The 26,096-nt window shown below is 75.9% G+C and carries 25 protein-coding genes; 10 read left to right on the top strand and 15 right to left on the bottom strand.

The genetic code is table 11. The annotated features are described in order from the left end of the window. The first annotated feature begins 99 nt into the window (after positions 1–99). Both AB0B02_RS30365 and AB0B02_RS30360 read left to right on the top strand, forming a co-directional pair. A complete protein-coding gene (locus AB0B02_RS30365) occupies positions 100–873 on the top strand; it encodes a tyrosine-protein phosphatase (protein ID WP_357306215.1) in 774 nt (257 codons plus the stop codon). Between the two features lie 2 nt (positions 874–875). Beyond that, entirely contained in the window at positions 876–2,003 is a 1,128-nt protein-coding gene (locus AB0B02_RS30360) for a serine hydrolase domain-containing protein (protein ID WP_357306212.1), read from the top strand. On the opposite strand, the gene AB0B02_RS30355 is transcribed toward AB0B02_RS30360, so the two are convergent. Continuing rightward, a complete protein-coding gene (locus AB0B02_RS30355; protein ID WP_281941421.1) occupies positions 1,941–3,164 on the bottom strand; it encodes a lycopene cyclase family protein in 1,224 nt (407 codons plus the stop codon). The genes AB0B02_RS30360 and AB0B02_RS30355 overlap by 63 nt on opposite strands. An 81-nt stretch (positions 3,165–3,245) precedes the next feature. Here AB0B02_RS30355 and AB0B02_RS30350 point away from each other — a divergent pair, with 81 nt between their 5' ends. Further along, positions 3,246–4,304, top strand: a complete 1,059-nt coding sequence (locus AB0B02_RS30350; RefSeq protein WP_357306209.1) for a Gfo/Idh/MocA family oxidoreductase — start codon at positions 3,246–3,248, stop codon at positions 4,302–4,304. Between the two features lie 183 nt (positions 4,305–4,487). After that, a complete protein-coding gene (locus AB0B02_RS30345; protein ID WP_357306206.1) occupies positions 4,488–5,651 on the top strand; it encodes an FUSC family protein in 1,164 nt (387 codons plus the stop codon). A 44-nt stretch (positions 5,652–5,695) separates the two neighbouring features. On the opposite strand, the gene AB0B02_RS30340 is transcribed toward AB0B02_RS30345, so the two are convergent. From AB0B02_RS30340 to AB0B02_RS30325, 4 genes are all read right to left on the bottom strand, one after another. Then, entirely contained in the window at positions 5,696–6,241 is a 546-nt protein-coding gene (locus AB0B02_RS30340; RefSeq protein WP_281941428.1) for a hypothetical protein, read from the bottom strand. A gap of 87 nt (positions 6,242–6,328) precedes the next feature. Further along, positions 6,329–7,465 carry a DUF6596 domain-containing protein gene (locus AB0B02_RS30335; protein WP_281942676.1) on the bottom strand — a complete coding sequence of 379 codons (1,137 nt, stop codon included), beginning with the start codon at positions 7,463–7,465 and terminating at the stop codon, positions 6,329–6,331. Positions 7,466–7,473: 8 nt separating this feature from the next. Beyond that, the gene (locus AB0B02_RS30330) at positions 7,474–7,884 is read right to left on the bottom strand and encodes a YciI family protein (protein WP_357306203.1); all 411 of its coding nucleotides are present in this window, start codon (positions 7,882–7,884) and stop codon (positions 7,474–7,476) included. A 174-nt stretch (positions 7,885–8,058) separates the two neighbouring features. Next, positions 8,059–8,475: a DUF6069 family protein gene (locus AB0B02_RS30325; protein ID WP_357306200.1), complete on the bottom strand. Its 417-nt coding sequence runs from the start codon at positions 8,473–8,475 to the stop codon at positions 8,059–8,061. Positions 8,476–8,646: 171 nt separating this feature from the next. Here AB0B02_RS30325 and AB0B02_RS30320 point away from each other — a divergent pair, with 171 nt between their 5' ends. The 5 genes from AB0B02_RS30320 to AB0B02_RS30300 all read left to right on the top strand — a co-directional run bounded on the left by AB0B02_RS30320 (position 8,647) and on the right by AB0B02_RS30300 (position 13,229). After that, on the top strand, positions 8,647–9,753 hold the full coding sequence (locus AB0B02_RS30320; protein ID WP_357306197.1) for a histidine kinase: 1,107 nt from the start codon (positions 8,647–8,649) through the stop codon (positions 9,751–9,753). A gap of 174 nt (positions 9,754–9,927) precedes the next feature. Next, complete coding sequence (locus AB0B02_RS30315) at positions 9,928–10,590, top strand: response regulator transcription factor (protein WP_281941436.1); 663 nt, start codon at positions 9,928–9,930, stop codon at positions 10,588–10,590. A 254-nt stretch (positions 10,591–10,844) separates the two neighbouring features. Further along, the gene (locus AB0B02_RS30310) at positions 10,845–11,330 is read left to right on the top strand and encodes a hypothetical protein (RefSeq protein WP_281941438.1); all 486 of its coding nucleotides are present in this window, start codon (positions 10,845–10,847) and stop codon (positions 11,328–11,330) included. Positions 11,331–11,405: 75 nt separating this feature from the next. Next, the gene (locus AB0B02_RS30305) at positions 11,406–12,056 is read left to right on the top strand and encodes a class F sortase (RefSeq protein ID WP_281942678.1); all 651 of its coding nucleotides are present in this window, start codon (positions 11,406–11,408) and stop codon (positions 12,054–12,056) included. Between the two features lie 75 nt (positions 12,057–12,131). Further along, entirely contained in the window at positions 12,132–13,229 is a 1,098-nt protein-coding gene (locus AB0B02_RS30300) for a magnesium and cobalt transport protein CorA (protein WP_357306192.1), read from the top strand. Between the two features lie 10 nt (positions 13,230–13,239). Here the strand turns inward: AB0B02_RS30300 and AB0B02_RS30295 are convergent, their stop codons facing one another. Continuing rightward, the gene (locus AB0B02_RS30295) at positions 13,240–13,851 is read right to left on the bottom strand and encodes a TetR/AcrR family transcriptional regulator C-terminal domain-containing protein (RefSeq protein ID WP_357306189.1); all 612 of its coding nucleotides are present in this window, start codon (positions 13,849–13,851) and stop codon (positions 13,240–13,242) included. A 57-nt stretch (positions 13,852–13,908) separates the two neighbouring features. Next, complete coding sequence (locus tag AB0B02_RS30290) at positions 13,909–14,931, bottom strand: aminoglycoside phosphotransferase family protein (protein WP_357306185.1); 1,023 nt, start codon at positions 14,929–14,931, stop codon at positions 13,909–13,911. 179 nt (positions 14,932–15,110) lie between these two features. Here AB0B02_RS30290 and AB0B02_RS30285 point away from each other — a divergent pair, with 179 nt between their 5' ends. Then, complete coding sequence (locus AB0B02_RS30285; protein ID WP_357306182.1) at positions 15,111–15,500, top strand: YchJ family protein; 390 nt, start codon at positions 15,111–15,113, stop codon at positions 15,498–15,500. 83 nt (positions 15,501–15,583) lie between these two features. Here AB0B02_RS30285 and AB0B02_RS30280 read toward each other — a convergent pair whose 3' ends face one another. From AB0B02_RS30280 to AB0B02_RS30245, 8 genes are all read right to left on the bottom strand, one after another. Further along, entirely contained in the window at positions 15,584–17,446 is a 1,863-nt protein-coding gene (locus AB0B02_RS30280) for a transketolase (RefSeq protein WP_281941447.1), read from the bottom strand. 56 nt (positions 17,447–17,502) lie between these two features. Then, entirely contained in the window at positions 17,503–18,786 is a 1,284-nt protein-coding gene (locus AB0B02_RS30275) for an MFS transporter (RefSeq protein ID WP_281941450.1), read from the bottom strand. Positions 18,787–19,041: 255 nt separating this feature from the next. Then, the gene (locus AB0B02_RS30270; protein ID WP_308447844.1) at positions 19,042–20,073 is read right to left on the bottom strand and encodes a hypothetical protein; all 1,032 of its coding nucleotides are present in this window, start codon (positions 20,071–20,073) and stop codon (positions 19,042–19,044) included. Between the two features lie 71 nt (positions 20,074–20,144). Next, positions 20,145–21,128, bottom strand: a complete 984-nt coding sequence (locus tag AB0B02_RS30265) for a hypothetical protein (RefSeq protein WP_357306177.1) — start codon at positions 21,126–21,128, stop codon at positions 20,145–20,147. A 53-nt stretch (positions 21,129–21,181) separates the two neighbouring features. Further along, on the bottom strand, positions 21,182–22,825 hold the full coding sequence (locus AB0B02_RS30260; RefSeq protein WP_357306174.1) for a serine/threonine-protein kinase: 1,644 nt from the start codon (positions 22,823–22,825) through the stop codon (positions 21,182–21,184). Between the two features lie 238 nt (positions 22,826–23,063). After that, positions 23,064–24,869 carry a hypothetical protein gene (locus AB0B02_RS30255; RefSeq protein ID WP_357306172.1) on the bottom strand — a complete coding sequence of 602 codons (1,806 nt, stop codon included), beginning with the start codon at positions 24,867–24,869 and terminating at the stop codon, positions 23,064–23,066. Positions 24,870–25,019: 150 nt separating this feature from the next. Then, positions 25,020–25,460 carry a DUF4395 domain-containing protein gene (locus AB0B02_RS30250; RefSeq protein WP_281941459.1) on the bottom strand — a complete coding sequence of 147 codons (441 nt, stop codon included), beginning with the start codon at positions 25,458–25,460 and terminating at the stop codon, positions 25,020–25,022. Between the two features lie 121 nt (positions 25,461–25,581). After that, complete coding sequence (locus tag AB0B02_RS30245; protein WP_357306168.1) at positions 25,582–26,034, bottom strand: thioredoxin family protein; 453 nt, start codon at positions 26,032–26,034, stop codon at positions 25,582–25,584. Between the last annotated feature and the right edge of the window lie 62 nt (positions 26,035–26,096).

The following is a 26,096-nucleotide window of genomic DNA, read 5'->3' as shown; positions in this document are numbered from 1 at the left end:
CAACCTACCCGGTACGCCGCCCGACCCGACGGCCCGGCCGGCGTGCCCGGGGCCCCGGGGGACCACCCGCGGCGCGTCGCCCGACTAGCGTGCGGAGCCATGACCGCACCCCTGGAGTTCAGCACCCTGTGCAACTTCCGAGACCTCGGCGGCTGGCGGACCGACGACCGTCGCACCGTGGCCCGCGGCCGGCTCTACCGCTCCGACTCCCTGGCCAAACTCGCCGGCGACGACCTGGCCCGGTTCGCGGCGCTCGGCGTCCGCACCGTGATCGACCTGCGCTACCCGTGGGAGATCGCCGAACGCGGCCGGGCACCGGAGAGCCCCGGCGTCACCTGGCACAACCTGAGCATCGAGCACCGCACCTACGTCCAGGCCGACATCGACCCCGACGTGGACCCGTGGCGCTACCTGGCCGACCGGTACGCCGAGGTGGCCGAGGACGGCGTGGTCGAGCTGCGCCGGGCGGTGGAGGTGATTGCCCACGACGCGCACCCGCTGGTGTTCCACTGCGCGTCCGGCAAGGACCGCACCGGGCTGCTGGCCGCGCTGGTGCTCGCCCTGCTCGGCGTGGACACCGACCAGATCGCGGCGGACTTCGCGCGCACCGAACACGCCACCGGGCGGCTGGTCGCCGAGTGGCGCGACCGCAACGGCGGCGCGACGCCACGCTGGCCCGCGTACGGGCGGGCGCCCGAGGCGCTCATCCGGCTGGTGCTGGCCGAACTGACCGCGGCGCACGGCTCGATCCACGGCTACGTCACCGGACGGCTCGGGGTGAGCGAGGAGACCATCGCCGCGCTGCGCGCCCGGCTGCTCACCGACGACGAAAAACCGCACGACGGCGACGCGGCGCTCTGGCAGGCTCGCTGATCGTGGACAGTCGCTGGGACGACCTGCGGGCCGAGGTGCGCACCGCGCTCGACGATCTCGTGACCTCCGGGCGGGAGGCCGGCGTGCAGGTGGCCGCGTACCTCGACGGCGCACCGATCGTCGAGGAGCAGGCCGGGCTCGCCGACACCACCACCGGCCGGCCGATGACCGCCGACACGCCGGTGCACGCGGTCTCCACCGGCAAGGGCCTCACCGCCACCGTGGTGCACGTGCTGGCCGAGCAGGGCCGGCTCGACGAGGACCTGCCCCTGGCCCGGGTGTGGCCGGAGTTCGCCCGGCACGGCAAGGACGGCATCACGCTGCGGCACGTGCTCACCCACACCGCCGGCCTGCCCGCGCTGCCCGCCGACGTCACCCCCGCCGACGTCACCGACTGGTCCCGGATGTGCGACCTGCTCGCCGACGCGACACCCCTGTGGGCCCCCGGGGAGCGGCTGGCGTACCACGCGTGGACGTGGGGCTGGCTGCTCGGCGAGGTGGTCCGCCGGGTCACCGGCAGACCGGTCTCCCAGGTGCTCGCCGAGGAGGTGGCCGGGCCGCTCGGCGTGACCCGGGAACTGTTCCTCGGCGTACCCGACGCGGAGCTGCCCCGGCTGGCCCGGCTGGAGGACGCCGGCCTGTCCGCGCTGATGACCTGGGCCGGCGCGCACCTGCCACACTTCGACGCGGTGGCACCGCCCGAGGTCCGCCCGGACACCACGACCGGCGGCGACCCCGACGTGCTGCGCGCCGACGTGCCCTCGGTCGGCACCATGAGCGCCCGCGCGGTCGCCCGGATGTACGCGGCGCTGCTCGGCCCCGTCGACGGCGTCCGGCTGATCTCCGCCGCGCGGCTGCGCGCGGTGTCCGCGCCGGCCGTCCGCGCCCAGGAGTGGGTGTTCGGGCAGGAGAGCACGTTCGGGCTCGGCTACGCGGTCGACGACGACGGCTCGTTCGGCACCGCCGGCAGCGGCGGCAGCCTCGCGTTCGCGTACCCGGAACTGGGATTGACCGTGGCGGCGGTCCGCAACCGGCTCGGCGCCGGCGACGGCGACCCGATGGAGCGGCTACGGGCGCTGGTGCGCGACCGGGTCGCCGAGACCCTGAGCGGGGCGCAGACGGGCGCGTAGCCGCCCGGCGGCGTCGCCGAGCACCGCGCCGGTCATCGGCAGCAGCGGGCTGGACCGCATCACCGCCAGATCCTCGGCCGGCGTGGTCGCGCCGTCGAGGAACCGCAGCACCCGCTCCGGCGGGTTGCGGTCGAACAGCCGGTCGAAGAACTCCACCCCGGCCACGTGCCCCCGGTCCAGCGCGCGCAACGCCACCGCGTCCATCCACCGGTGCCGCCCCGGGTACGCCGGCAGAGGCACCGGCGGCCGGCCCGCCGCCACCGCCCGGGCCACCTGGTCGGCCTGGCGCAGCATCGCGGAGAACGTGAACCCGGTGGACGGGCGCGTCGCCCCGCCGGCGGTGCCCAACCGCACCACCCGGCGGCTCGGCCGGACCACGAACGGGCCGTCCGTCATCGGGATCACCCCGTTCTCCACCTCCCGCACCCGCAACGCGCCCAGATCCAGCCCGAGCAGCCCGGCGTAGCCGCGCAGCGCCGCGTCGTAGCCGGCGTCGTCGAGCACCGCCGGCCCGAACTCGGTGTACTCGACAAGCGCGAACCGGTCGTCGACCGGCAACACGTACCCGAACGACACCCCCCGGGCCGGCTGCGGGGTGCGGAAGTCCATCAGCACCGCCCGACCCGGATCGAACGTCGGCCGCTCCGCCGCCAACCACCAGCCCCGGAAGTGCTGCAACCAGCTCGTCCGCCCCGGCCGCGACGGCGGGCGCGGCCGGGAGTCCAGCACCCAACCGGCGCGCACCAACGCCCGCCCCGACGGGTCGCACACGGTGACCCGCTCCCCGTCGTCGCGCAGCTCCCCCGCCGGCGCGGCGATCCGGACCGCGTCCAGCCGCCGCTCCGCCTCGGCAGCCCGGTCGTAGACCGGGGCGGAGCGGACCATGGCGTACCGCAGCGGTGCCAGCGGCAGGACGCGGCGGCCCGCCGCGGTGACCACCTCCACCCGCGACCAGCTCGCGCTCAACAGCGGGTCCAGGTCACCGCCCGGCGTGCCCCAGAACGCCCAGGTGCGGTCCTGGCCCCGCTTGCGGACCGGGTCCACCACCGCGACCCGGACGCCGGTCACCCCGTGCCGATCCAGGGCGGCCAGGACCAGCGACGCGGCGCCGCCGCCACCGACCAGCGCGAGGTCGACGTCGACCGGGGAGGATGCGGGCATCCGCCCACGCTGTCACACCGGCGGGCAGCGCCGTCGGGGACCCCGCCGCCCGGCACCGCCGCGCCGCGTAGATTCGGCGGCATGACGCTGCGGGTGGGACTGCTCGGGTACGGCACGGCCGGGCGGGTGTTCCACGCCCCGCTCATCGCCGCCACTCCCGGCCTGCGGCTGGACGCGGTGGTGACCCGTGACCCGCAGCGCCGCGCGCAGGCCCAGGCCGACCACCCGGACGCCCGGGTCGTCGCCGACGCGGACCACCTGTGGCGGGCCGCCGACCAGCTCGACCTGGTGGTGGTGGCCGCGCCGAACCGGCAGCACGTGCCGCTGGCCCGGGCCGCGGTGGCCGCCGGGCTACCGGTCGTGGTGGACAAGCCGCTCGCCCCGACCGGTGCACAGGGCCGGGCGCTGCTGGCCGACGCCGAAACCGCCGGCGTGCCGCTCACCGTGTTCCAGAACCGACGCTGGGACGGCGACTACCGCACCGTGTGCCGACTGGTCGAGGCCGGCGAACTGGGCCGGGTCACCCGGTTCGAGTCACGGTTCGAACGATGGCGGCCGACGGTAAAACCGGGCTGGCGGGAGAGCGGCGCGCCCGGCGACGCCGGCGGCGCGCTGTTCGACCTCGGCGCCCACCTCATCGACCAGGCGGTCCGACTGTTCGGGCCGGTGGAACACGTCTACGCCGAGGTGGACCGGCGGCGGCCCGGCGCCGAGGTGGACGACGACGCGTTCGTCGCGCTCACCCACACCGGCGGCGTGCGCTCACACCTCTGGACGGGCGCGGTCACCGCGCAGCCCGGCCCCCGCTTCCGGGTCCTCGGCGACCGGGCCGCCTACACGAGCTGGGGCCTGGACCCGCAGGAGGCGGCGCTGCGCGCCGGCCGGCGCCCCGACGAACCCGGCTGGGGCGAGGTCGACCCGCAACGGTACGGGCGGCTCGGCGCCGACGACGACCTGCGGGCCGTACCCACCGAACCGGGCCGCTACCCGGACTTCTACGCCCAGGTGGCGACCGCGCTGCGCGACGGCACACCGATGCCCGTCGACCCGGCCGACGCGGTCGCCGTGGTCGAACTGATCGAGCTGGCGCACGAGGCCGCCGCGCAGAACCTCACGCTGCCGGTCCCCCCGCTGCACTGACCACCACCACCCACCCGCCGGCTCGGTAAGGCCGGGCCCCTTGTCAACGCCTCCGGTAGAGACGGGGCCCCACCTCACACGTGGGCGTGCTCTCGTTAGGACGCGGGCCGGTCGGGGTACCTGCGGGCGACGACCGGGCCGACCCGGTGAACCCGACCGGTGCGACCAAGGTGAGGTGCGGACATGCGGAACTGGGTGCGGGCCGCCGCCGGGCGGGTACGCCGGGACTGGGTGTCGGTGGTCGAGGCGACCGTGGCCGCCACCGTCGCCTGGGTCCTCGCCTCCCGGGTGATCGGCCACCCCGATCCGTTCTTCGCCCCGTCCGCCGCGCTGGTGGTGCTCGGCGAGACCCGGGGCAAGCGACTGCGGCAGACCGTCGAGATCCTGCTCGGGGTGGCCGCCGGCATCCTGGTGGCCGACGTCGTCGTGCAGGCCCTCGGCCCGACCACCACCACCGTGTTCCTGGTCCTGGGCTGCACCCTCGGGCTGATGGTGGTGCTCGGCGCGAGCACCACGCTGACCGTGCAGGCCGCCGTCTCGGCGTTGTACCTGGTCGTGGTGGCCGCGCCGAAGGGCAGTCTGATGCCGTTCCGGTTCGTCGACGCGCTGATCGGCGGCGCGGTGGCGATCGCGGCCAGCCAGTTGATCGTCGCCCGGGACCCGCTCGCGCCGCTGGTGGCCGAGGCCCGGCAGACCTTCGCCGACCTGGCCGACCTGCTCGACCGGATCAACGACGCGCTGCGCCGGTGCGACGAGGACGCCGCCCGGGCGACCCTGGAGCGGGCCCGCCAGGTGGACGACTGCGTGGATCGGCTGCGCGAGGCGGTGGCGGCCACCGGTGAGACGTTGCGACTACGGGTCCGCCGCCGCCGGCACATCGGCCAGGTCCGGGAGGTCGAGGCCACCACCCGGCAACTCGACTACGCCGCCCGCAACATCCGGGTGCTGGCCCGCGCCGGGGTGCACCTGACCCGGTTGCACACCGCCACCCCACCCGAACTGGCCGTGGCGATCAACGAACTCGCCGACGCGCTCCGCGCCGCCGGCGAGGCCATGGTGCACAGCCTGACCGGCGACGAGGACGCGACCGAGTGCGCCGAACGGGCCGACGCCGCCGCCCTGGAGGCGGTCCGGATCGCCGCGCAGTTGTTCGAGTCCCAGCCGCCCCTGCCACTCATCATGATCATCGGGCAGATCCGGGCCACCGCCATCGACCTGCTGCGCGCGGTCGGCACCGACGACCCGGTCCTCGGCCGGGTCGACGAGGCCCTCGGCCTGCCGGAGTCACCCACCTCGCCGGCGCCTCGCGCCGATCCCGGAACGACGCCGACGACAATGGCGGCTTGACAGCGGGGCGGGGCACTTCCGGGCCGGCCGCGTCCCCGCTCAGCTCAGTCGGCCTCGTCGAGGGTGGGGATCGGCAGCGCGACCGGGTCGCCGGGACCGCCCGCCGGGACCGAGTGCGGCGGCGCCGGCCGGTCCACCGCCGGTCGCCGCGAGTACAGCCGCCCCTGGCCGACCGGACCGTTGCGGCGGGACACCTCGACCGCCACCATCCGGATCGGCGCGGGCGGCGCGGTGAACCCGGGTACGCCCCAGCGCAACCAGATCGGGACCCGCCCGGCGCCGGCCTCGGCCAGCAACTTCTCCACCGTCCGTCGACGGTCGGTGTGGTCGACCTCGACGACGACCGGCGGACGGTCCGGCCGGGCGCAGGCGACGTCGAGCACCGACTGCCGCCCGGACAGCGGCGGCGGCAACGGCACCACGCTCGCCGCCCGGCGGTAGACCCGCCAACCCTCGCCGGTCGCCCACTCGGCCACGGCGTCGACCAGCCGGGCGGTCACCTCGTCGGTGGTCAGATCCACGAAGGTCAGCCCGTCGAGTCGGTGCGCGAGGGACGCGGCCACCCGCTCGCCGTCCAGCCCCAGATCCATGCCCGCAGGCTAGCGTGCGACCGACCCGACGGCCCCTGCGGAGCGCACCCCCGAGAACCGGCCGACGTCCGCCCCGGAACGGCCAGGTCACCGAGTGTTGAGGCGGGCGGCCTGGCGGATCAGGTGGTCACGCTCGGCCAGATTGGTCGCCCGACGAGCGGCCTCGGCGTAGAGGCGGGCCGCCGTCGACCGGTCACCGTCGCGTTCGTGCAGGTACGCGGCCACCGCCGCGTACCGGGGCAGCGCCTCGTCCAGCGCCGCGAGCGCGGCCAGCCCGGCCCGCGGACCGTCCGCCTCGCCGACGGCGACCGCGCGATTGAGCCGTACCACCGGGCTGTCGGTCAGGCGCACCAGTTCGTCGTACCATTCCACGATCTGCACCCAGTCGGTCTCCGCCGCGGTGGGCGCGTCGGCGTGCAGCGCCGCGACGGCGGCCTGGGCCTGGAACTCACCCAGCCGGTCGCGGGCCAACGCCGCCTGGAGGATCCGCACCCCCTCGCCGATCAGGCCGGTGTCCCAGCGGCGGCGGTCCTGCGCGGCCAGCGGCACCAGACTGCCGTCGGGCGCGGTCCGGCTGGCCCGGCGGGCGTGGTGCAGCAGCATGAGGGCGAGCAGCCCGGCCACCTCGGGATGGTCGATGGCGGCGGCGAGCTGCCGGGTGAGTCGGACCGCCTCGGCCGCCAGGTCGACGTCGCCGGAATAGCCCTCGTTGAAGACCAGGTAGAGCACGCGCAGCACGGTGGCGACATCACCGGGCTGGTCGAACCGGACGCCGGACACGGTGCGCTTCGCGCGGCTGATCCGCTGCGCCATGGTCGCCTCCGGCACCAGGTAGGCCCGGGCGATCTGCCGGGTGGTGAGCCCGCCGACCGCGCGCAGGGTGAGCGCCACCGCGGACGACGGGGTCAGCGACGGATGCGCGCAGAGGAAGTAGAGCCGGAGCGTGTCGTCGACCCCGGGCACCGGCCCGGGCGCCGGCTCCTCGTCGACGGCGTCCTCGCGCCGACGCCGGGCGGCGTCTGCGCGGGCCGTGTCGAGGAACCGGCGCCAGGCCACGGTGACCAGCCACGCCTTCGGCTCGCGCGGCGGGTCCGCCGGCCAGACGCGGAACGCTTCGACCAGGGCGTCCTGCACGGCGTCCTCGGCCGTCGCGAAGTCGGCTCCGCGGCGGACGAGGACGCCGAGGACGCCCGGGATGAGGCTGCGCAGCAGCACCTCGTCCATCGGTCGGGTCACTCCGTGATGGTGGGCGGCGCGGTCAGGAACGGGCGCAGCTCCAGCCACTCGCGGATCGGCTTGCCGCCCTGCCCCGGCGCGGCCGACAACTCCGCGGCCAGGTCGAGGGCGCGTTCGTGGCTGTCCACGTCGATCACCATCCAGCCGGCGATGAGGTCCTTCGTCTCGGCGAACGGACCGTCGGTGACCGGCGGGCGACCCTCGCCGTCGTAGCGCACGAACGTGCCCTCCGGGGCGAGCGCCTGCGAGTCGACGAACTCGCCGGTCTCCTCGAGGCGGGCCGCGAAGTCCTTCATGTACTGCACGTGCGCGGTCACCTCCTCCGGCGTCCACCGGTCCAGCAGCGGCATGTCGGTGACCGGGGTCGGGCCGCCACGGTAGTGCTTCAGCAGCAGGTACTTCGCCATCGTGGGTCTCCTCGGTGCGGGTGCGGCCCATTCTGGCCGCGTGCACCCCGGGGACGGAGCCGGCCGCCGGTTCTCGACATCGCGGTCGCTGCACCCCGTAGGGCATCCTAGGATCCTGGATTATAGTCGGGTCGGGGTCGCCCACCCCCGTGCCGGCGACCCCGACCCGACGGCTCAGCCGGCGGCGGTCCGCCGCAGCCCGGGCACCAGCACGGCGCCGGCCACCAGGTGCAGCACCACCAGGGTCACCGTCGCCGGCCCACCCGCTCCCCCGCCCATCGGACCGAGCAGGGACAGCAGCAGCACCAGCACCGCGACCGCGGTCCAGACGGTCCGGGCCCGCCCGGTGAAGCGCTCCAGCAGGGCCAGCAACGCCCAACCGGCCAGGCCGGCGAGCAGCGTGCTGACCGCGACGGCGAACGGCGTGACGCGCTGCTCGCCGTCGCCGCTGCGCGCCACCAGCTCCACCCCGGCCAGCGGCACCGCGACGACCCAGCCCAGCAGCGTGGCGACGGTGGCGGCGAGCACGGTGAGCAGCCGGTCACGGCGACGGACCGGACGGACGCCGGCACTCGGGATCGTGGTCTCCATCGGTGCGTACCTCCCGGTCGGATCTACTGGCGGAAACGCTAGGTCCGGCCGGGCACCGCGCGGATCACGCCGGGGAGCGGTTCCCGCCTCCGTCCCGGGACCCAGCGCCCCGCCGCATCTCCGTCTCCCGGCCGATGAACGGCGGTGGGCCGACGGCCTAGCATCCGGGGCATGAGGTGCCCGTCCCGGTCCCGGTCCGTGCTGCTGCTGATCGACGGCGGCATCGCCGCCGTCGTGCTCGGCGTGTCGCTGCTCGTGCTGCTGACGTCGGACACCCGCCCGACCACGCCGGGCGGCACCGCCGTCGCGGTCGGCCTCGCCGCGTGGCAGGCCAGCTGTCTGCTGTGGATCCGCTACCGACCCGGGTACGCGCTCGCGATGGCCGCGGCGGCCGGCGTGGGCCTGGAGGCGCTCTGCCCGGCGCTGGGCTGGCTCGGGCTGGTGGCCGCGCCGCTGTCCTACGTGGCCCGGCTGCGGCCGCCCCGCTTCTCGCTTGTCGCGCTCGGCCTGCTGCTGGCGTGCACGCCATGGAAGCTGGTCACCGGTGACTGGCGGGACCTGCTGCTCGCGGTGACGGCGCTCGGCCTGAGCTGGTCGGTCGGCGAGTTGCTGCGCGCCCGGGAACAGCGGCGCTGCGAGTGGGAGCGGCAGGTCCGCGCACGGGAGCGGGAGCGGATCTCCCGCGAGCTGCACGACGTGGTCGCCCATCACGTGGCGGTGATCGCCGTGCAGGCCGTCGCCGCCGAGGACGTCTTCGACGAACAGCCGGAACAGGCGCGCGCCGCGCTCGGGTCCATCCACACGGCGGCCCGGTCCGCGCTCACCGAGCTGCGCGCCATGCTGCACGCGTTGACCGCCGACGACGGGACCGACCCGAACGGGCCGCAGCCCGGGCTGGCCCAACTCGACGCGCTGGTCGAGGCCGTGCGGGCGGTGGGGCTGCCGGTGACGCTGCGCCGGGAGGGCGACTGCGGGAAGCTGCCCGGCGGAGTGCAGCTCTCGGCGTACCGGATCGTGCAGGAGTCGCTGACCAACGCGCTGCGGCACGGGCACGCCACCCAGGCCGACGTCGACGTCCGGTACGACGACGGGGTGCTGCGGCTCGAGGTGGTCAACGACGGCTCGACGCCGACCCGCCGGCCCGGGACGACCGGTGGGCGCGGCATCGTCGGCATGCGGGAACGGGCCCGGCTGCTCGGCGGCACCCTCGACGCCGGCCCTTTGCCGACCGGCGGTTTCCGGGTGCACGCGAGACTGCCGGTCGGCGCGGCCCGGTGAGCGCGAGGAGCGAGCCGGGCTTGCGAGCCCCGCAGTCGCGAACGAAGGAGGCCCCGTGAGCGCGAGGAGCGAGCCGGGCTTGCGAGCCCCGCGGTCGCGAACGAACGAGGCCCCGCGAGCGCGAGGAGCGAGCCGGGGTTGCGAGCCCCGCGGTCGCGGACAGAAGGGGATCCGGTGACCGTGCGCGTGGTGGTCGTGGACGACCAGGAGCTGATCCGCGCCGGGCTGCGTACGGTGCTCGACGCGCGAGCCGACCTGACCGTGGTCGGCGAGGCCGCGGACGGCGTGGAGGCGGTGGCGGTGGCCACCCGGACCCGGCCCGACGTGGTGCTGATGGACGTGCGGATGCCCCGGCGGGACGGCATCGCCGCCACCCGGGAGCTGGTGGCCGCCGGCAGTCCGGCCCGGATCGTCATGCTCACCACGTTCGACGTCGACGAGCACGTCTACGCCGCGCTGCGCGCCGGGGCGAGCGCCTTCCTGCTCAAGGACACCCGCCCGGCGGACCTGGCCGAGGCGGTACGGGTGGTGGCCCGGGGCGAGGCGCTGCTGGCGCCGACGGTGACCCGGCGGCTGCTGGACCGGTTCGCCGACCGGCTGCCCGGTCCGGCGCCCACCGCCGAGCGGGCCCTCGCCGCGTTGACCGCCCGCGAGGTGGAGGTGCTCACGCTGACCGCCCGTGCGCTGTCCAACGCCGAGATCGCCGAGCGGCTGCATGTGAGCACCGCGACCGTGAAGACCCATGTCTCCGCGATCCTCACCAAGCTGGGCCTGCGGGACCGGATCCAGGCGGTGGTTCTCGCGTACGACGTCGGGCTGGTCCGGCCGGCCGGCTGAGCCGCGCCGGGCGCGCGGCGGCGCTCACCTCGCGGGGCGGGCTCGGCGTTTTGTCCGTGGCGGCGCCGCGTGTGCCGGCATGTCCGCCGTCCGGTGGCGGGAGGGGGGACACCGGACGGCAACGAAGATTTCTCAATTACCCCCAGTGACCGCCGCAACCCTCCTAGTGTTGGCCACACCGGTGCTCGTCACGGAGTTGGCCACCCGAACGACGTCCCACGCAGACAGCGGACGAAAAGTGAGGGAAGACGCGGATGAAGGCACAGTCAATTCTCGGATCGGCGGCGGTCGGCGTGGGTCTCGGCGCACTGCTGCTCCCGGCCGCCGCGCTGGCGGACACCAGAGTCTCACCCGCCACCACCCCGGTCGGCGGCACGGTAGTGCTCACCTCGACGTGCAACCCGAAGGCCGGTGACGCGATCTTCCGGGTCACCGGGCCGGACCGGGATCAGAACGTCAGGTCCACCACGGCCGCGGCGGGCGGCGGGCTGAGCGCGGAACTGTTCACCGCCGGGTTCACGCTCGGCACGTACACGGTGGCCACGACCTGCGGCGACGGTAGCGACGGCGGCAGCGCCACGTTCACCGTCACCCCGATCGGCGGCGCGCAGGCCGGCGCCGGTGGCCGGGACGGCGACACCGGAGTGCTGGTCGCGGGCGGCGCGCTGGCCGCCGGCGCGCTCGCCGGCGGGGCGTACGTCCTGGTCCGTCGCCGGCGCCGGGCCGGCGTCACCGCCTGACAGCTCGTCGAGTGGGTCGCCCGCGCCGGTCCGTCCGGCGCGGGCCCCGCGTCCTCGCCGGACGGAGGTAGGACCCTGTCCCCAGCAGAGCGTCGGACGGGTGGGCCGTCGCGGGCCCGCACCGCCGCCGTCGTCACCGCCGTCACCCTGGCCGGGGCCACCGGCGCCGGCCTGCTCTCGGCCGGTCTCGGCAGCACCTCGGCGTCGCCGCCCCAACCGGGCGCGTCCGCCGCGCCGGCCACCGAGCGCCCCGGCTCCGCCGGTCCGGCACTCCCCCGCGCGGCACCGCTACGGGTGGTCATCCCCCGCATCGGCGTCGACGCCGAGATCGTCGCGGTGGCCACCGACGACGACGGCGCGCTGGAGGTGCCGCCGCTGGAGCACCCGGAGGTCGCCGGCTGGTACCGGCCCGGGCCGGCGCCCGGCCAGGCCGGCAACGCGGTGCTGGTCGGGCACGTCGACTCCACCCGCGGGCCGGCGGTCTTCTTCGACCTCGGCCGGCTGCGTCCCGGCGACACCGTCCGGGTGGTCCGGGCCGACGGCCGGACCGCGGCGTTCACCGTGGACGGTGTCGGCGCGTACCCCAAGGCGCGTTTCCCCACCGAGCGGGTGTACGGCGGCGGCGCGGCGGCCCGGCTGCGGCTGATCACCTGCGGTGGTCGGTTCGACCCACGCACCGGCAGCTACCCCGACAACATAGTGGTCTTCGCCACCGCCGCCGGTTGACCCGGCCCGGACCCCACCGCCGCACCGCCGGGCCGTACGGTAGGCCGTCGGTTTCCCGGCGGGCGGAGGTGTGCGGTGGACCGGATCCGGTGGCGGGATCGGCTGCCCGGCGTCGTGGGGCGCCTGCTCGGGCGCGACCTTCCGGTGGCTGGGAAACGTCCACGCCGGACCAACCCGGACGCGGTGGTCGACTGCGCGGTCTACGTCGCCGGGCGGCGGGAGCCGGGCCGGCCGCACTACGCCGACGCGTACGCCCGGGCCCGCCACGGCCGCCGCGCGTTCGTCTGGCTCGGGTTGCACGAGCCGGGCGCGGCGGTGATGGCCGCGGTCGGCCGGACGTTCGGTCTCGACGAGGCGGCGGTGGAGCAGGCGCTCGCCGACGGGCACCGGCCCACCGTGCGGCGTCTCGGCGAGGTGACGCTGCTGGTGCTGCGTAGCGCCGGGTACGTCGAGCACGGCGAGCTGACCGCCACCTCGGAGGTGGTCGACACCGGGGACGTGCTGGTGTTCCTCGGCGACCGCTTCGCGCTGACCGTCCGGCACGGCGCCACCGGCGCGCTCGCCCCGGTACGCGAGGCCGTGCAGCACCGCCCCGACGTGCTGGCCCAGGGACCCTGGGCGGTGGCGTACGCGGTCTGCGCCCGGATGGTCGAGCTGTACGGGGAGGTCGCCGAGCACCTGGAACGTGATCTGGAGCGGGTCGAGGAGAGCGTCTTCGCCCGCGAGCACGGCGCCGACATCCAGCACCTCTACCAGCTCAAACGGGAGGTGGTCGAGTTCAAGCGGGCGGTGCTGCCGTTGGGCGCCCCACTGCGCGCGCTGCTGGACCCGTCCGACGCCGGCCCGCCGACCGCACTGCGGTCCCGGTTCGCCGCGGTGGCCGACGACCTGGCCCGGGTGGTCGAGCGGATCGGCGCGTACGACGAGTTGCTCACCTCGCTGGTCCAGTCCCGGCTGGCGCAGCTCGCGGTGGAGCAGAACGACGACATGCGCAAAATCGCGTCGTGGGCGGCGATCGCCGCCTCGCAGACCGCGGTGGCCGGCGTGTACGGGATGAACTTCGCGCACATGCCGGAGCTGCACTGGCGGTACGGCTACGGTGGCGCGCTGCTGCTCATGGCGACGCTGGCGGTGACGCTGCACCGGTTGTTCCGCCGCTCCGGCTGGCTCTGACCGACCGGGTTCACCGCGGTTCGGACGGCGTTCCGGGCCCGGCCGCGGCCCGGAGCAGGCCGGTGAGGCCCTCCTCGAACAGCAGGTCGTCGCTCCACCGGCCGTCGTCGAGGTGACCGGAGGCGGTCAGCGTCGGATAGGCGTCGGCACTCGCCGCCACGTGGGCGCGGGCGGCGGCCCGCGCGTCGGGGTGTGCGGTCCGGCGCCAGGTGGCCTCGGTCAGCGACGCGCCGATGACGTAGTTGGCCAGCATCCGGGTGACCACCGCGAGATGACGGCCGTGGCAACCGCCGCGCACCAGCGTGGCCTGGAGAAACTCGGTGCGGGCCAGCACGTTGGGGCCGAGCATCGGCCGGCCGACCAGCCCCGGCGCCCAGGGGTGGTCGAGCATCGCGGCGCGCCACGCGCGGACGAGAGCCCGGACGTCCTCCCGCCAGTCGTCGCTGACCGGCGGGACCGGCACCTCGCCGAAGATCCGGTCGACGGCCAGGTCCAGGACGTCGTCCCGGGTCCGCACGTGCCAGTAGAGCGCGGTGGGCGTCACGTCGAGGCGCTCGGCGAGGCGGCGCATCGTCAGCCCGTCGACGTCGTGCCGGTCCAGGAGGGAGACCGCCGCGTCCACGATGTGCTCCCGGGTCAGCGGCGGTCGGCGGCGCGCCCGGGCTCCGCCGGCCGCCGGTCAATTGAGCGGCCCGGACAGGTCGGCCAGCTCGGCGTCGAGCAGCTCGGCCAGCCGTGCCACCCGGCCCGGGTCCGACGCCGGGGTGATGCCACGGCTGGGCATCTCCACGGTCATCAGCAGATAGAGGTGCAGCCGGTAGAGACCGAGCCGCCGCCGCACCGCCGCGTCGAACGGGAACGGCGCCACCGCCCGGTACGCCCGCACCAGCGGATCGTCCGGCTCGTCCTCGGCGCGGCGGAACAGCAGCGGCGAGACCAGGTCCAGCAGCGGATCGCCCCACAGGTACCGTTCCCCGTCGACCAGGCCGCTGAGTCGGGGCGTGCCGTCCGGGCCCTCGACCGCCAGCACGTTGCCGGCCCAGCCGTCCACGTGCAGCAGCGCCGGACGGCGGACCGCGTCGAGGACTGCCGCGTGCCGGGCGACCGACGCCCGGATCCGGGACGTGGGCAGCGGCACCGCCCAGTCCGCCGCGTCGGCGAGCAGGTCGTCCACCATCGCGAGGTACGCGCCCCGCCAGGTGGAAGCGGCGGCCCGCCCGCCGTCATAGCCGTACCGTCCGCCGTCGCCGTGCCGCCCGTCGGGCACGGCGTGCAGGGCGGCCAGCGCGCGGCCGAACTCCGCCCGCAGCGGGGCGACGTCCGCGCCGGCCCGGGTCAGGTCCCACAGGGTACGGCCGGGTAGGCGCGCCGTGAGCAACCAGTCGCCCAGCTCGGGATGGCGTCCGTGGTGCAGCAGCGACGGCACCGGCACGGTCGGCGCGCGGTCGGCCACCAGCCGCAGGTAACGCGCCTCCGCCCCGATCATGTCGCGCTCGTAGCGCAGCAGTGGCACGCCCGGCGGTGGGCCGACCTTGAGCACCACCTCACGCCCGTCGGTGAGGCGTACCCACCAGACCGCGGCGAACCCGCCGCCGGTCAGCGGACCGCAGGCCGCCACCTCGCCGGCCGGCCCGAGCGAGGCGGTCAGGTAGTGACCGACCTGCTCCGGGTCGAGGTCGCGCCGGGTCGGACTGCCACTCATGGTGCCTCGGACACTAGTGCGCCGCTCCCGCACCCGCTGCCCCGCGCCGCCCCCTCCGGTCGGCGGGTAAGGAGGGGCCCCCGGTTAACGCATCCGGTAGAGAAGGGCGCCCCGCTCGACATGCCGGCGGTGAGCGGGCCCCCTGCTTGCACCTCTCGGCGGCAGGTGAGAATCGGGGAATGGCGAAACGGAGCACGGCCTGCCCGTGCGGGTCGGGCCGGCCGTACGAGGACTGCTGCGCCCCGGTACATCGGGGTGTCGCGACGGCGGCCACCGCCGAGGCGTTGATGCGGTCCCGGTTCAGCGCGTTCGCGCTCGGCGACGCCGACTACCTGCGGCGCAGTTGGCACTCCGGCACCCGGCCCGATCGGCTGGAGCTGGACCCGGGCACCCGGTGGACCCGGCTGGAGGTGGTGGAGACCGGGCAGGGTGGCCTGTTCGACAGCACCGGCACGGTGCGGTTCCGGGCCCACTACCGGGAGGGTGGCCGACCCGGCGTGCTGACCGAGCACAGCCGCTTCGCCCGGGAGGACGGCCGGTGGGTCTACGTCGACGCGCTGCCCGGGTGACGATGCCGGCGCGCCGGCCCACGCGTGTTAAGCGGGGCCCCCTGTTATGCAGAATGCGTTAACTGGGGGCCCCTCCTTGCGCCTCAGGCGAGGGCGCGGGCGGCGGCGACGACGGCGTGCACGCCGATGCCGGCGCGGTCGAGCTGCTGGGTCGGGGTGCCGGAGCCGGGCAGTCCGCGTACCGCGAGGTGCTGGACGCGCACCGGGTCGGCCCGGTCCGCCAACGCCTCCAGCACGGCCGAGCCGAGACCGCCCTCGGGGTAGTGGTCCTCGACCACCACGAGCCGGCCGCCGGTGTCCCGCGCGGTCTCGATCAGGCGCTCCCGGTCGACCGGCTTGATCGAGTAGAGGTCGACCACCCGGGCGTCGATCCCCTCCCGGGTCAGCTCGTCGGCGGCGGCCAGGCAGACGTGCACGGTGACGCCGGTGCCGAGCAGCGCCACGTCGGCGCCGTCGCGTACCACCCGGCTGCCGCCGATCGGGAACGCCTCGCCGTGGTCGTAGAGCACCGGGTACGCGCCGCGGGTGGTGCGCAGGTAGCTGACGCCCGGCCGGTCCGGCAACTGGGCGACGAGCGCCGCGCAGGAGACCGCGTCGGACGGGCACAGCACCGTGGAGCCGGGGACCGCGCGCAGCGCGGCGATGTCCTCCAGCCCCATCTGGGAGGGCCCGTCCGGGCCGATCTCCACGCCGGCGTGCGAGCCGACCAGGGCGATGTCGGCGCGGGAGACGCCGGCCATCCGGATGAAGTCGTAGGCGCGGGACCAGAACGCGGCGAAGGTGGCCGCGAACGGCCGCCGGCCGCGGACCGCCAGGCCCACGGCGGCGGCGACGAGCTGCTGCTCGGCGATGAACATCTGGAAGAACCGGTCGGGGTACGCGTCGGCGAAGCGCTCGGCCCGGGTGGAGTCGGCGACCTCGCCGTCGAGCGCGACCACGTCCGGCCGGGCGGCGCCGAGCGCGCGCAGCGCGTCGCCGTACGCGTCCCGGGTGGCGACCTTCGCGCCGCGCTCGTAGCGGGGCAGGTCGGGTTGTCCGGGCTCGGCCCCGGTGGCGCGCGGCGCGGCGGGCGGGCGCGGCCCGGTGACCCGGATCCGGGTCGGCCCGCCGAGCGCCCGCACCGCCCGGTCGGCCAGCTCGGGGTCGAACGCCTTGCCGTGCCAGGACGGGTCGTCCTCGACCTCGGGCACGCCCTTGCCCTTGACGGTGCGGGCCAGCACCACGGTCGGGCCGGTGGCGTCCCGGGCCTGCCGGTACGCGTCGTCGACCGCGCCGAGGTCGTGGCCGTCGACGACGATCGCCCGGCAGCCGAACGCCTCGACCCGCCGACGGTAGGTGTCCAGGTCCCACTCCAGTTCGGTCGGGCCGCGCTGGCCGAACCGGTTGACGTCGACGATCGCGGTGAGGTTGCGCAGGCCGTAGTGGCCGGCCTTGTCCAGCGCCTCCCAGACCGAGCCCTCGGCCGTCTCGCTGTCGCCGCAGAGCACCCAGACGTGGGCGGTCGACCGGTCGAGGTACTGGGCGGCGAGCGCCACGCCCACCCCGACCGGCAGGCCCTGGCCGAGCGAACCGGTGGCGACGTCCACCCAGGGCAGGACCGGGGTGGGGTGGCCCTGGAGGCGCGACCCGGCGCGGCGGTACGTCTCCAGCAGCTCCTGCTCGCTGATCGCTCCGACGGCCCGGAACACCGCGTACAGCAGCGGCGAGGCGTGGCCCTTGGAGAAGATCAGGTGGTCGTTGCCGGGGTTGCCCGGGTAGGACCAGTCGTAGCGCAGGTGCCGGGCGACCAGCACGGCGAGCAGGTCGGCGGCGGAGAGGCTGGAGGTGGGATGGCCGGAGCCGGCCATGGTGCTGCACCGGATCGCGTCCACCCGCAGCTGGGCCGCCAGCTCCGCCAGCCCGCTGAGGTCCTCGTCGCGCAGCGTGCGCTCTGCTTCCAGGGTCACCGCAATCGTCTCCCGCGGTCGGTCGGGTCCGCCACTCACCGTAGTGGCGAATGCGGCTATTGTTCCTTTTTCCAGTGAGTCACCCCCCGTCCGGTGAGCAACCAGAACGCCACCACCAGGTACGGCAGCACGGCCACCGCGAACGCGGCCGGGTTGCCGAGCGCACCGGCGAGCAGGCCGTACCCGGCGTAGCAGGCGACGGTGGTCAGGTCGGTGGCCATACCGGCCAGCGAGGTGACCGTGGCCCGGGCGTCGCCGGTGATCCGCGCCTGCAACCGCGCGTCGGCGAGCACGGTGGCGAGCTGGAACGCGGCGAACGCGACCGCCAGCAGCAGGAACCCGGCCGGGTGGCGCAGCAACGCCCCGGCCGCCGTCGCCACCGCCGCGGCCACCAGCAGGCCGGCGTACCCGCGGTGCGACAGCCGCTCGCCCAGCGGGGCGAGCAGCCCGCCCACGCTCATCCCGCCCCACACCAGCAGGAGCAGCAGCGGCACGGCCGCCTCGGTGACGCCGGTGTCGCGGGCCAGCAGCCCGGTGTACTCGTCGAGTCCGCCCCAGATCGCGGCCACGGCGGCGACCAGCAGCACGGCGGCGCGGACCGCGTGGTCGGCCCGCACCTCGGCCAGCCCGCCGCGCAGGCTCTCCCGCCAGCCGGGCTCGTCGTCGGCCGCGTCCTCGCCCGGGCCGACGCCGGGGGCGGTCTCCCCCGGGCCGGCGCCGCCCGGCACCGGTCGGTCGGCCGCCGGCACGGTGACCGGCGCCCGGCGCTCCGGCAGGCGCGCCGCGACGGCGGCGGCGAGCAGGCAGGTCAGCACGCTTGCCGCACCGACCGCGAGGTAGCCGCCGAGCGCGAACACCGGGCCGGCGAGCACCCCGGAGCCGACCGCGCCGAGCACCTCGGCGGTGCGGGCGCGACCGATCAGGCGGGCGTACCGGTCGGCCGCGCCGAGGCGGTCCAGCTCGGTGAAGACCAACGCCTCCAGCGCGCCGGAGCGCAGCGCGCCGCCCGCGCCCCAGAGCAGGAAGCCGACGGCGAACGCCGGGTACGACGGCAGCAGCACCCAGAGCGCGAAGCCGGCGGCGGTGAGCAGCGGCGCCAGGCAGAGCAGCAGCCGCCGGGACAGCGCGTCGGCCCACGCGCCGGACGGGATCTCCAACAGGATGCCGGCGGCCGACCAGAGGACGAACAGCGAGGAGATCTGCCCGACCGACAGCCCGGTGTCGGCGAACAGCAGGACGTAGAGCGGGTACAGCAGGACGAGGTCGGTGAGGAACGCGTAGCCGTAGAGCGTCGCCGCCAGTCGGCGGGTCGCGGGCACGCGGGCAGGGGCGACGAGCATGGGGCCTTCCCACGGGACGTGACGGACACCGGTCGGAGTGCACGGTGTCCGCGGCGGCCCGCGGCCTCGTCGGTCAGGCGGGGATCAACATCGCCAGGTCATGCCGACGATCCTAACCGGACTCCGCGTTCGACGAACAGGCGGAGCTGCGCCCACCCTCGAGCGGCCCACGGCCGGGCCGAGCGCCCCTACCCCCGGCTGAACACGCGCCGGGGCGGGACCCGCATCGGATCCCGCCCCGGTCGTGCGCTCGGCTCAGCGGCGGAACTTGTCCACGTCGGCCGGCGGGATGACCATCGTCGCCTCGCTGTCCGCCGCCTGCTCGGCGGTCGGCTGGCGCGGCGCGGCCGGCGGGGTGCGCCCGGAGTCGCCGAGCGGCGGGATCACCTGGGTGGCGTCCTCGGCGCCCGGGGCCGGCACCGGCTGGGTCGGCTCGGCGGCACCCGCGTACGCCGGCACCGGCTGGGTCGGCTCGGCGTCCCGGGACACCGGCTGAGCGCGGTCCGCCTCGGCGTCCCCGGCCACCGGCTGGGTCAGCTCGGCCTCGCGGTACGGGCCGGTCGTGGCGAGCCGGGCCTCGACGTCACGCCGACCGGCCTGGTAGGCGCGGGCGTGCGTGGCGATGGTCCGGGACTCCTCCTCGGCCCGGGTCAGCCAGCTCTCCCAGCGGCTCTGCATCGGCCGGACCAGACCGCCGCCGACACCCACCACCAGGATGCCGCCGACGGTGGCGAGCACCGCGATCAGCACCGGCGTGGTCACCGCGGTGGCGACGCCGATCTGGTTGAGCGCGGCGATCACCCCGAGGCCGAGGATGAACACCGAGGCGAGGTTGGCCAGCACCCGGCCGTAGGAGAGGCCGCCGAGCGCGCTGGAGATGATGTCCTTCACCGCGCGGGCGATGGCCGCGGCCACCACCACGATGACGATCGCGACGAACGCCCGCGGCAGCCAGGCGACCACCATGGCGATCAGGTCGGAGATCGGGTTGGGCCCCCAGATGCCGAACGCGAGCTGGAGCGTGACCAGCAGCACCGCGTAGTAGGCCAGCTTGGCGACGATGTCGCTGGCGTCGTACTTCGAGCGGGCCAGCGCGGTCTTGATGCCGCCGCGCTCGACCGCCCGGTCGAAGTGCACCCGCTCCAGGACCTTGTCCACCAGCTTCAGCACCGCCTTGGCGATCAGCCAGCCGGCGACCAGGATCGCGACGAACGCGACCGCCTTGGGCAGGAAGAGCATCACCGAACGGAACGCGTCGCCCACCGCGTCACCGAAGTTGTCTTTCATCGAAGGGCCTCCACGCATGGGTTCATGTTCATCCCGGGTGGGCCTACCCTGGGCGGCACGCGGGGAAACGCTCAGCCGCCGGGGCAGCGGTAGCTGACCCGCGTGCCGGCCTGCACCGGCGTCGGTTCGACGATGTTGACGGTGGCGGTCCCGGTCGTGGCGCCGACGCCGCTGAACGTCCACCTGAGGGTGAGCGTCGCGGTCCGCTGGCCGCTGCCGACCCGTTCGGCGAGCAGCGCGCCGGGCGGCGCGTCGGAACGGAACCACTGGTAGCGGATCGTGCCGGCGCGCCCGTTGGTGCGTACCGTGGCGACGACGTCGACGGTCACGTCGCAGGCCACCCCGGCCGGTCGGGGCACCGCCACCGCGACCTGTTCGATCTCCAACGGTCGCAGCCGCTGCCACAGGTAGAGCCCGACGGTCACCAGCAACGCGGCGGTGAGCAGCGTGGACAGCACCGAGACGACGCGGCGCCAGACCGGACGCGGCGGGCGGGCCGGCGGTGCGGCCGGCCAGGCCGGGGCCGGCGGCGGCGTCGCCGGCACACCCGGCCCGAAGCGCAGCTCGCCGCCGGGCGGGGGCGTCGGAACGCCGCTCACCGCCCGCGCGTCCACAGTCGTCTCCCGGTACGCCCCGGCGGTCGGCCCGGTCGGCCCGGTGGCCGTCGGCAGGTACCCGGTGGTCGGCTGCCCACCGGCCGACCACGGCCCGGTCAGGTGCACGGTCGGCTCCCCGCCGCCGGCGGTACCGCCGGCGAAGTGCACGGTCGGTGCCGCGCCGCCGGCGGTACCGCCGCCGAGGTACACGGTCGGCTCCCCGTCCACCGGCCCGGATATGGCCGGGCCGGCGAGGTGCGCCGTCGCGTCGGCTGCCGCGGGCGGGCGCGCGAGGTGCGCGGTCGGCTGCCAGGCGGGGTCGACGCTCAGGGGCGCGGTGGCGTCCGCGTCGACCGGCGGCCGGGGCGGGACGAGGTGGACGGTGGGCTCGTCCCGGGCCGGGTCGGCGGGCAGGGCGCGGGTGGGCAGCGCCTCGGTGGGCTCCTCCGGCCGGGTCACGCCGGCCGTCCCCGGTCCGGGCCACGGTGCGGGGCAGCGGGCACGTCGTCCTCCTAGCCGGGGGTGCAGTAGTTGTAGAGCGTCACGTACACCGGGGACGCCGAGGTGGCCGCGTTGCCGGCGGCGTCGACGGCGGTGACCTCGATCGGGATGCGGGTGCTCTGCTTCGGCGCGGCCAGCGGGCCGAGCGTGCCGGTGAACACGCCGCGTCCGGCGGCGGCCATCCGGACCGTGCCGGTGGCGCCCCCCAGCAGGTAGCGGAACGTGACCGTCAGGGCGGCCGGGCCGCTGCGGTCGTCGGTGACGGTGACCGTGACGGTGCTGCTCTGCGCACCGTACGGGCAGCCCTTCGGTTCGAGCTGGCCCGGGTCGACCGTCACCCCACCGACGGCCGGCGCGCTGACGTCCGGCGGGGGCGGCGGCGCGGTGCGGCGCGACGGGGTGGGGGCCGGCGCGCTGGTGCGTACCGGTGGCCGGGTCGGCGACCGCGTGCCGTCCGGGGTGGCGGACGGCGTGCCCGTCGGCGGGTCGGGCGGGACGGACGGCGTGGGCGACGCGGTGGCGGTGGTGTCCGGTGTCGCGGTGTCCGTCGGGTCCGGCGCGGCCGGGCCGGTGGGGCCGGCCGGCGACGCGCCGGCGGACGTCTCGGCGGCCGGGGTCTCGCGGGCGGCGTAGCTGTAGCCGGCGCCTCCGACCAGCACAGCGGCGACCACGGCGCCGGTCGCCAGCAGGACGCGCTTGCGTCCCCGCGGGAACAGGCGGCCCCGGTCGGTCGTGGCGCCGAGCGCGGTGCTGGCCAGCGCGGTGGCGCCCTCCGCCCGGTCGGGGAACGGCCACAGCGCGGCCAGCAGGGCGGCCCGCCGGGCCAGCTCGCGCAGCCCGCGCTCCTCCCAGTCGGGCCCGTATCCGGTGCCGGCCACCCGGTCCAGCAGTTCCAGGAAGACCGCGGCCGGTTGCGGCCGGTCGTCGGGGCGCTTGGCCATGCCGTGACGGAGCAGCTCGTGCACCGGCGCGGGCGCCGGGTCGGTGGGGATCGGCGCGCTGGCGTGCTGGTCGCGCAGGGAGAGCAGGTCGGGTCCCTGGTACGGGGGTCGCCCGGTGAGGCACTCGAAGAACGTGGCGGTGGCGGCGTAGATGTCGCAGGCCGGGCTGGCCGGAGCGCCGGTCCACTGCTCCGGCGCCATGTAGCGGGGCGTGCCGGAGACCGTGGTGTCGCTGCCCCGACCGATCGGCATGGCGATCCCGAAGTCGGCGAGCTTGCTCAGCCCGGCACCGGAGACGAGCACGTTCTCCGGCTTGTAGTCGCGGTGCACGACGCCGTGGGCGTGGGCGGCGGCGAGCCCGGCGAGCGAGCCCTTCAGCACGCAGAGCGCGGCCTCGGGCGTGGTCGGGCCGTGCGCGCGCAGCATCTGCCGCAACGACACGCCGTCGACCAGTTCCATCACGATGGCCGCGCCGTGCGGGGACTCGACGTACTCGTAGAGCCGGCTGACGTGCGGGTCGTCGACCTCGCCGAGCAGCCGGGCCTCGTCGCGGAAGGCAGCCCGGAACGAGGAGTCGGCGCCGAGATCACGGACCAGGTACTTGATCGCGACCGGGGTGCCGGTGCTGTCGTGGGTGGCCAGCACGACGCTGCCGGACGCCCCGGAGCCGAGCGTGCGAACCGGCGTGTAGCCGGACAGCTGCCAGCCGCTCATGCGACCCACTCCACGGCGCTCCAGGGGCGGATGTCGGTGGCCGCCTCGCTGGCCATTCTGGTCGCGTCGGGGCTGCCGGCCATCGGCGCAACGGATGCTTCCACTCGCCGGACGGCGGCCCCGGATCCGGCCGCGGGCGACGGATGGTCGGTAACGGACACACCGCCAGTGCTAGCAGACACCGGCAAGCGTCAGCCCGTCGGTCGCTCCCGGTCGGCGGCGCGACCCGGTGGGACGGTCAGAAGCGGCGGGTCGGGGGGACACCGCCGGGTGGGGGTCGGCGCAGCAGCCAGACCGGGTTGCTCGCCGCGACGACGTCGCCCTCACGGTCGCGGACCTGGGTTCGCAGGTACGCCCCAGCGCCCACCCGCACCGGCAGGTCGTGCCAGCCCTGGCGGAGCTGACGCCACGGCACCTGTCCGGTCCGGATCGCGGGCGTCGGATCCGCGACGCCGGCGGAGTCGATGTCGCCGGTGACCACCTCCAGGGCGGCCCCGGCCGGCAGGTCGGTGGCGCGCACCCGCACCGTCACGGTGTCGTCCGCGACGGTTGGCAACGCGCCCATGGCGCTGCGACCGCCCAGTTCCAGGTCCAGCGCGCCCCGATAGGCGGCCAGGTCGGCGAACCACGCCTGCCCGGCGCGCAGCGCCGCGACCAGGTCGTCCCGCCGGGTGGAGCCGGCCCAGACGGAGGTGATCCACCGGTCCCGCCCGGCCCGCCAGTCGGTGCCGTCGTGGTCGTCGGTGACGCCGACGGCGGTCAGCGGGATCGCGTTGCGGGCCGCCACGTCGTACGCCCAGAGGTGGTCCTCGACCGGGGCCCGTCCGATCTCGATCAGGTCGACGCCGAGCCCGCGCCGCGCCACCAGCAGCCGGGCCAGTGAGTCGCGCCGCTCCACGTCCAGCGGGTGGTTCCAGCAGACCACGCCGCCGTGGGCGTGCAGGAACCGCACCATTCGTTCGGTCGCGTCGACGTCGTTGTCCCGCACCGGCGGGGACGGGAAGCGGGGCAGTGTGCCGTCGCCGCCGAACCAGTTGAGGTGGCGCACCATCGACACCTCGTACGCCCGGTGGTGGGTCACCTCCGGGTACGCCCCGGCGTAGCCGCGCAGCACCTCGGCGCGCAACTCCTCGCCGGCCTGCCCGGCGCGGCGGGCCCGGTCGAAGACCAGCCGGTCGACCAGGTACGCGCCCCGCGCGCCGTCGGTGACGGTGACGCCGAGGCGCAGCCCGCGCAGCGAGTTGTCGCCGGCCACCAGGTCGGGCCAGAGCCGCCGGACGTCGGCGAGCAGGTCGAACGTGTGCCGCCGCCAGACGCCGGCCGGGGCGGGCCGGTCGACCGTGCCGTGCCGGCCGTCGACGGTGTGCCGGGCCGCGTCGGTGCCGCCGAGCCGGTAGCGCAGCACCAACTGCCCGGCGGGCCGGCCGGGCCCGGCCGGGTGGTGGGACAACGCGATCTCGACGGTCAGCGTGGCTCCCGGCCCGGTCGACTCGGGTCGCACGTCGAGGTGGAGCGTGGTGTCGGCGATGTTCCCGGTGTGCGTCCAGTTCCACGCCTTGCCGGCGTACCAGTGGGTGCCGGCGCCGGCGGCGGTGAGGCGCAACGCCCGGCCGGGTCCGTCGGCGGCGTCCGGGACGACGACGAAGTCGGCGGACGAGTCGGTGAGTCGCCCCTCGGTGGCCGGACGCCAGGTCCAGGCGAGCCCGCCCTCCGGTTCCTCCGGCCCGTCGAAGTGCACGACGCGACGGTGGTCGTGCGCGGCCACCCGGAAGTCGTGGTCGGTCCACCAGAGCACGTCGACGGCGTTACGGCGGGCCTGGTCGAGGTGGGCGGCGTAGCTGGCGACGCCCTCGCTGAACGAGGCGTGCAGGTGCATGGCCATGCTGACCGGCCGGCGTCCGCGGGCCTCCCGCGGCCGGTCGCGGGTGGCGGCCAGCCCGACCGCTACGCCGATCCCGGCGACCGCCAGCCCACCTGCCGCGACGAGCACGCTGCGCCGGTCCAGCCGTACCCGACCACCCATGCCGCTCCCCCGTCCCCGCATCAGCCGGCCCAGCGTACGGGCGACCCGGGTCGATCGGAATCCGGTGAACGCCCCACCCGCCGATCTTGCGGTTGCCGCCCTCGGTGCGGGCGGATCGCCCCTTTCGTCGGGGCACCGAGCGCAAGATCGACGCACCGGGACGGCGGGGGGTCAGCGTGGGGGCAGGGCGACCCGGGCGGCGAGTGGACGGCCGGTGAGCCGGCGGACCGCCAGGTACGCCTCGCAGCCGAGGCAGAGCCCGAACGCGGCGTTGAGGAACGCGGCGGCGAGCGCCCCGGCGGTGGCGACCAGCCCGAGGGCGGGCAGGCCGGCGAACCAGCCGACCGCGCCCACGACGGTGAAGGCCAGCCCGACGAGCTGCGCGAACCGGACCGGGGCGACCGGCTCCAGTTCGGTCGGCGGGTCCAGCCGGGGCGCCACCACCGCCCGAAACAGCAGCCCGTACGGGGCGAGGCGCGGACTCGCGGCGGTGAGCGCGAAGACGGCGGCCTGGGCGAGCAGGAGCGGTCCCGATCCGGTGAGCAGGGCGACGGCGAGGACGACGGTGGTGAGGGCGGCGGCGAACCGCGCTCCCCGGGGATCGAGCAGCATGGGGGTTCCGTTCCGGCGAGGGCGAGCGGGGCGGTCGGTCAGGCGGGGCGGGCCGACGCACAGAGGCTCGCCGCCAGCCGGCCGTGGTCCACCACCCGGCGCCGGGTGAGCCACGCCCCGGTCATCCGCGGGCCCCGGCGGCGAGCGGGGCGAGCATGCCGAGCAGTTCGTCCCGGTCCGGCACGCCGGCGGCCCGTCGGACGATCCGACCGGTCGCGTCCACCACCAGCACCGTCGGCGTGCGCCAGACATCCAGCGCGCGGGCGGCGTCGAGGTGCTCGTCGACGCCGATCTCCAGCAGGCTGACCCCGTCGAGCCGACCGGCGACGTCGTCGAGGACCCGGCGGGTGGCCCGGCAGGGCGCGCAGACCGGGGCGGAGAACTGCACCAGGGTGACCGCGCCGGCGCGTACCCCGAGGGTGGCGAGCGTGACGGTGTCACCGGCGGCGGTCGGGCGCCGATCGCGGACAGCACGCAACCGGCCGTCGTGACGACGGCGCCACCAGCCGAACGCGGTGGCCGCCGCGATCACCGCGACGAGCACGGAGAGGCCGGTCAGGTTGGGCGACTGCACCGCTCCAGGCTGCCACGACGACAGGCGGCGGGACATGGTCCGTTCCGGTCGACGGATGTGAC

The sequence above is a fragment of the Micromonospora sp. NPDC049240 genome, assembly GCF_040647835.1.
GTDB lineage: Bacteria > Actinomycetota > Actinomycetes > Mycobacteriales > Micromonosporaceae > Micromonospora.
This window is presented reverse-complemented; position numbering and strand designations above follow the sequence as displayed.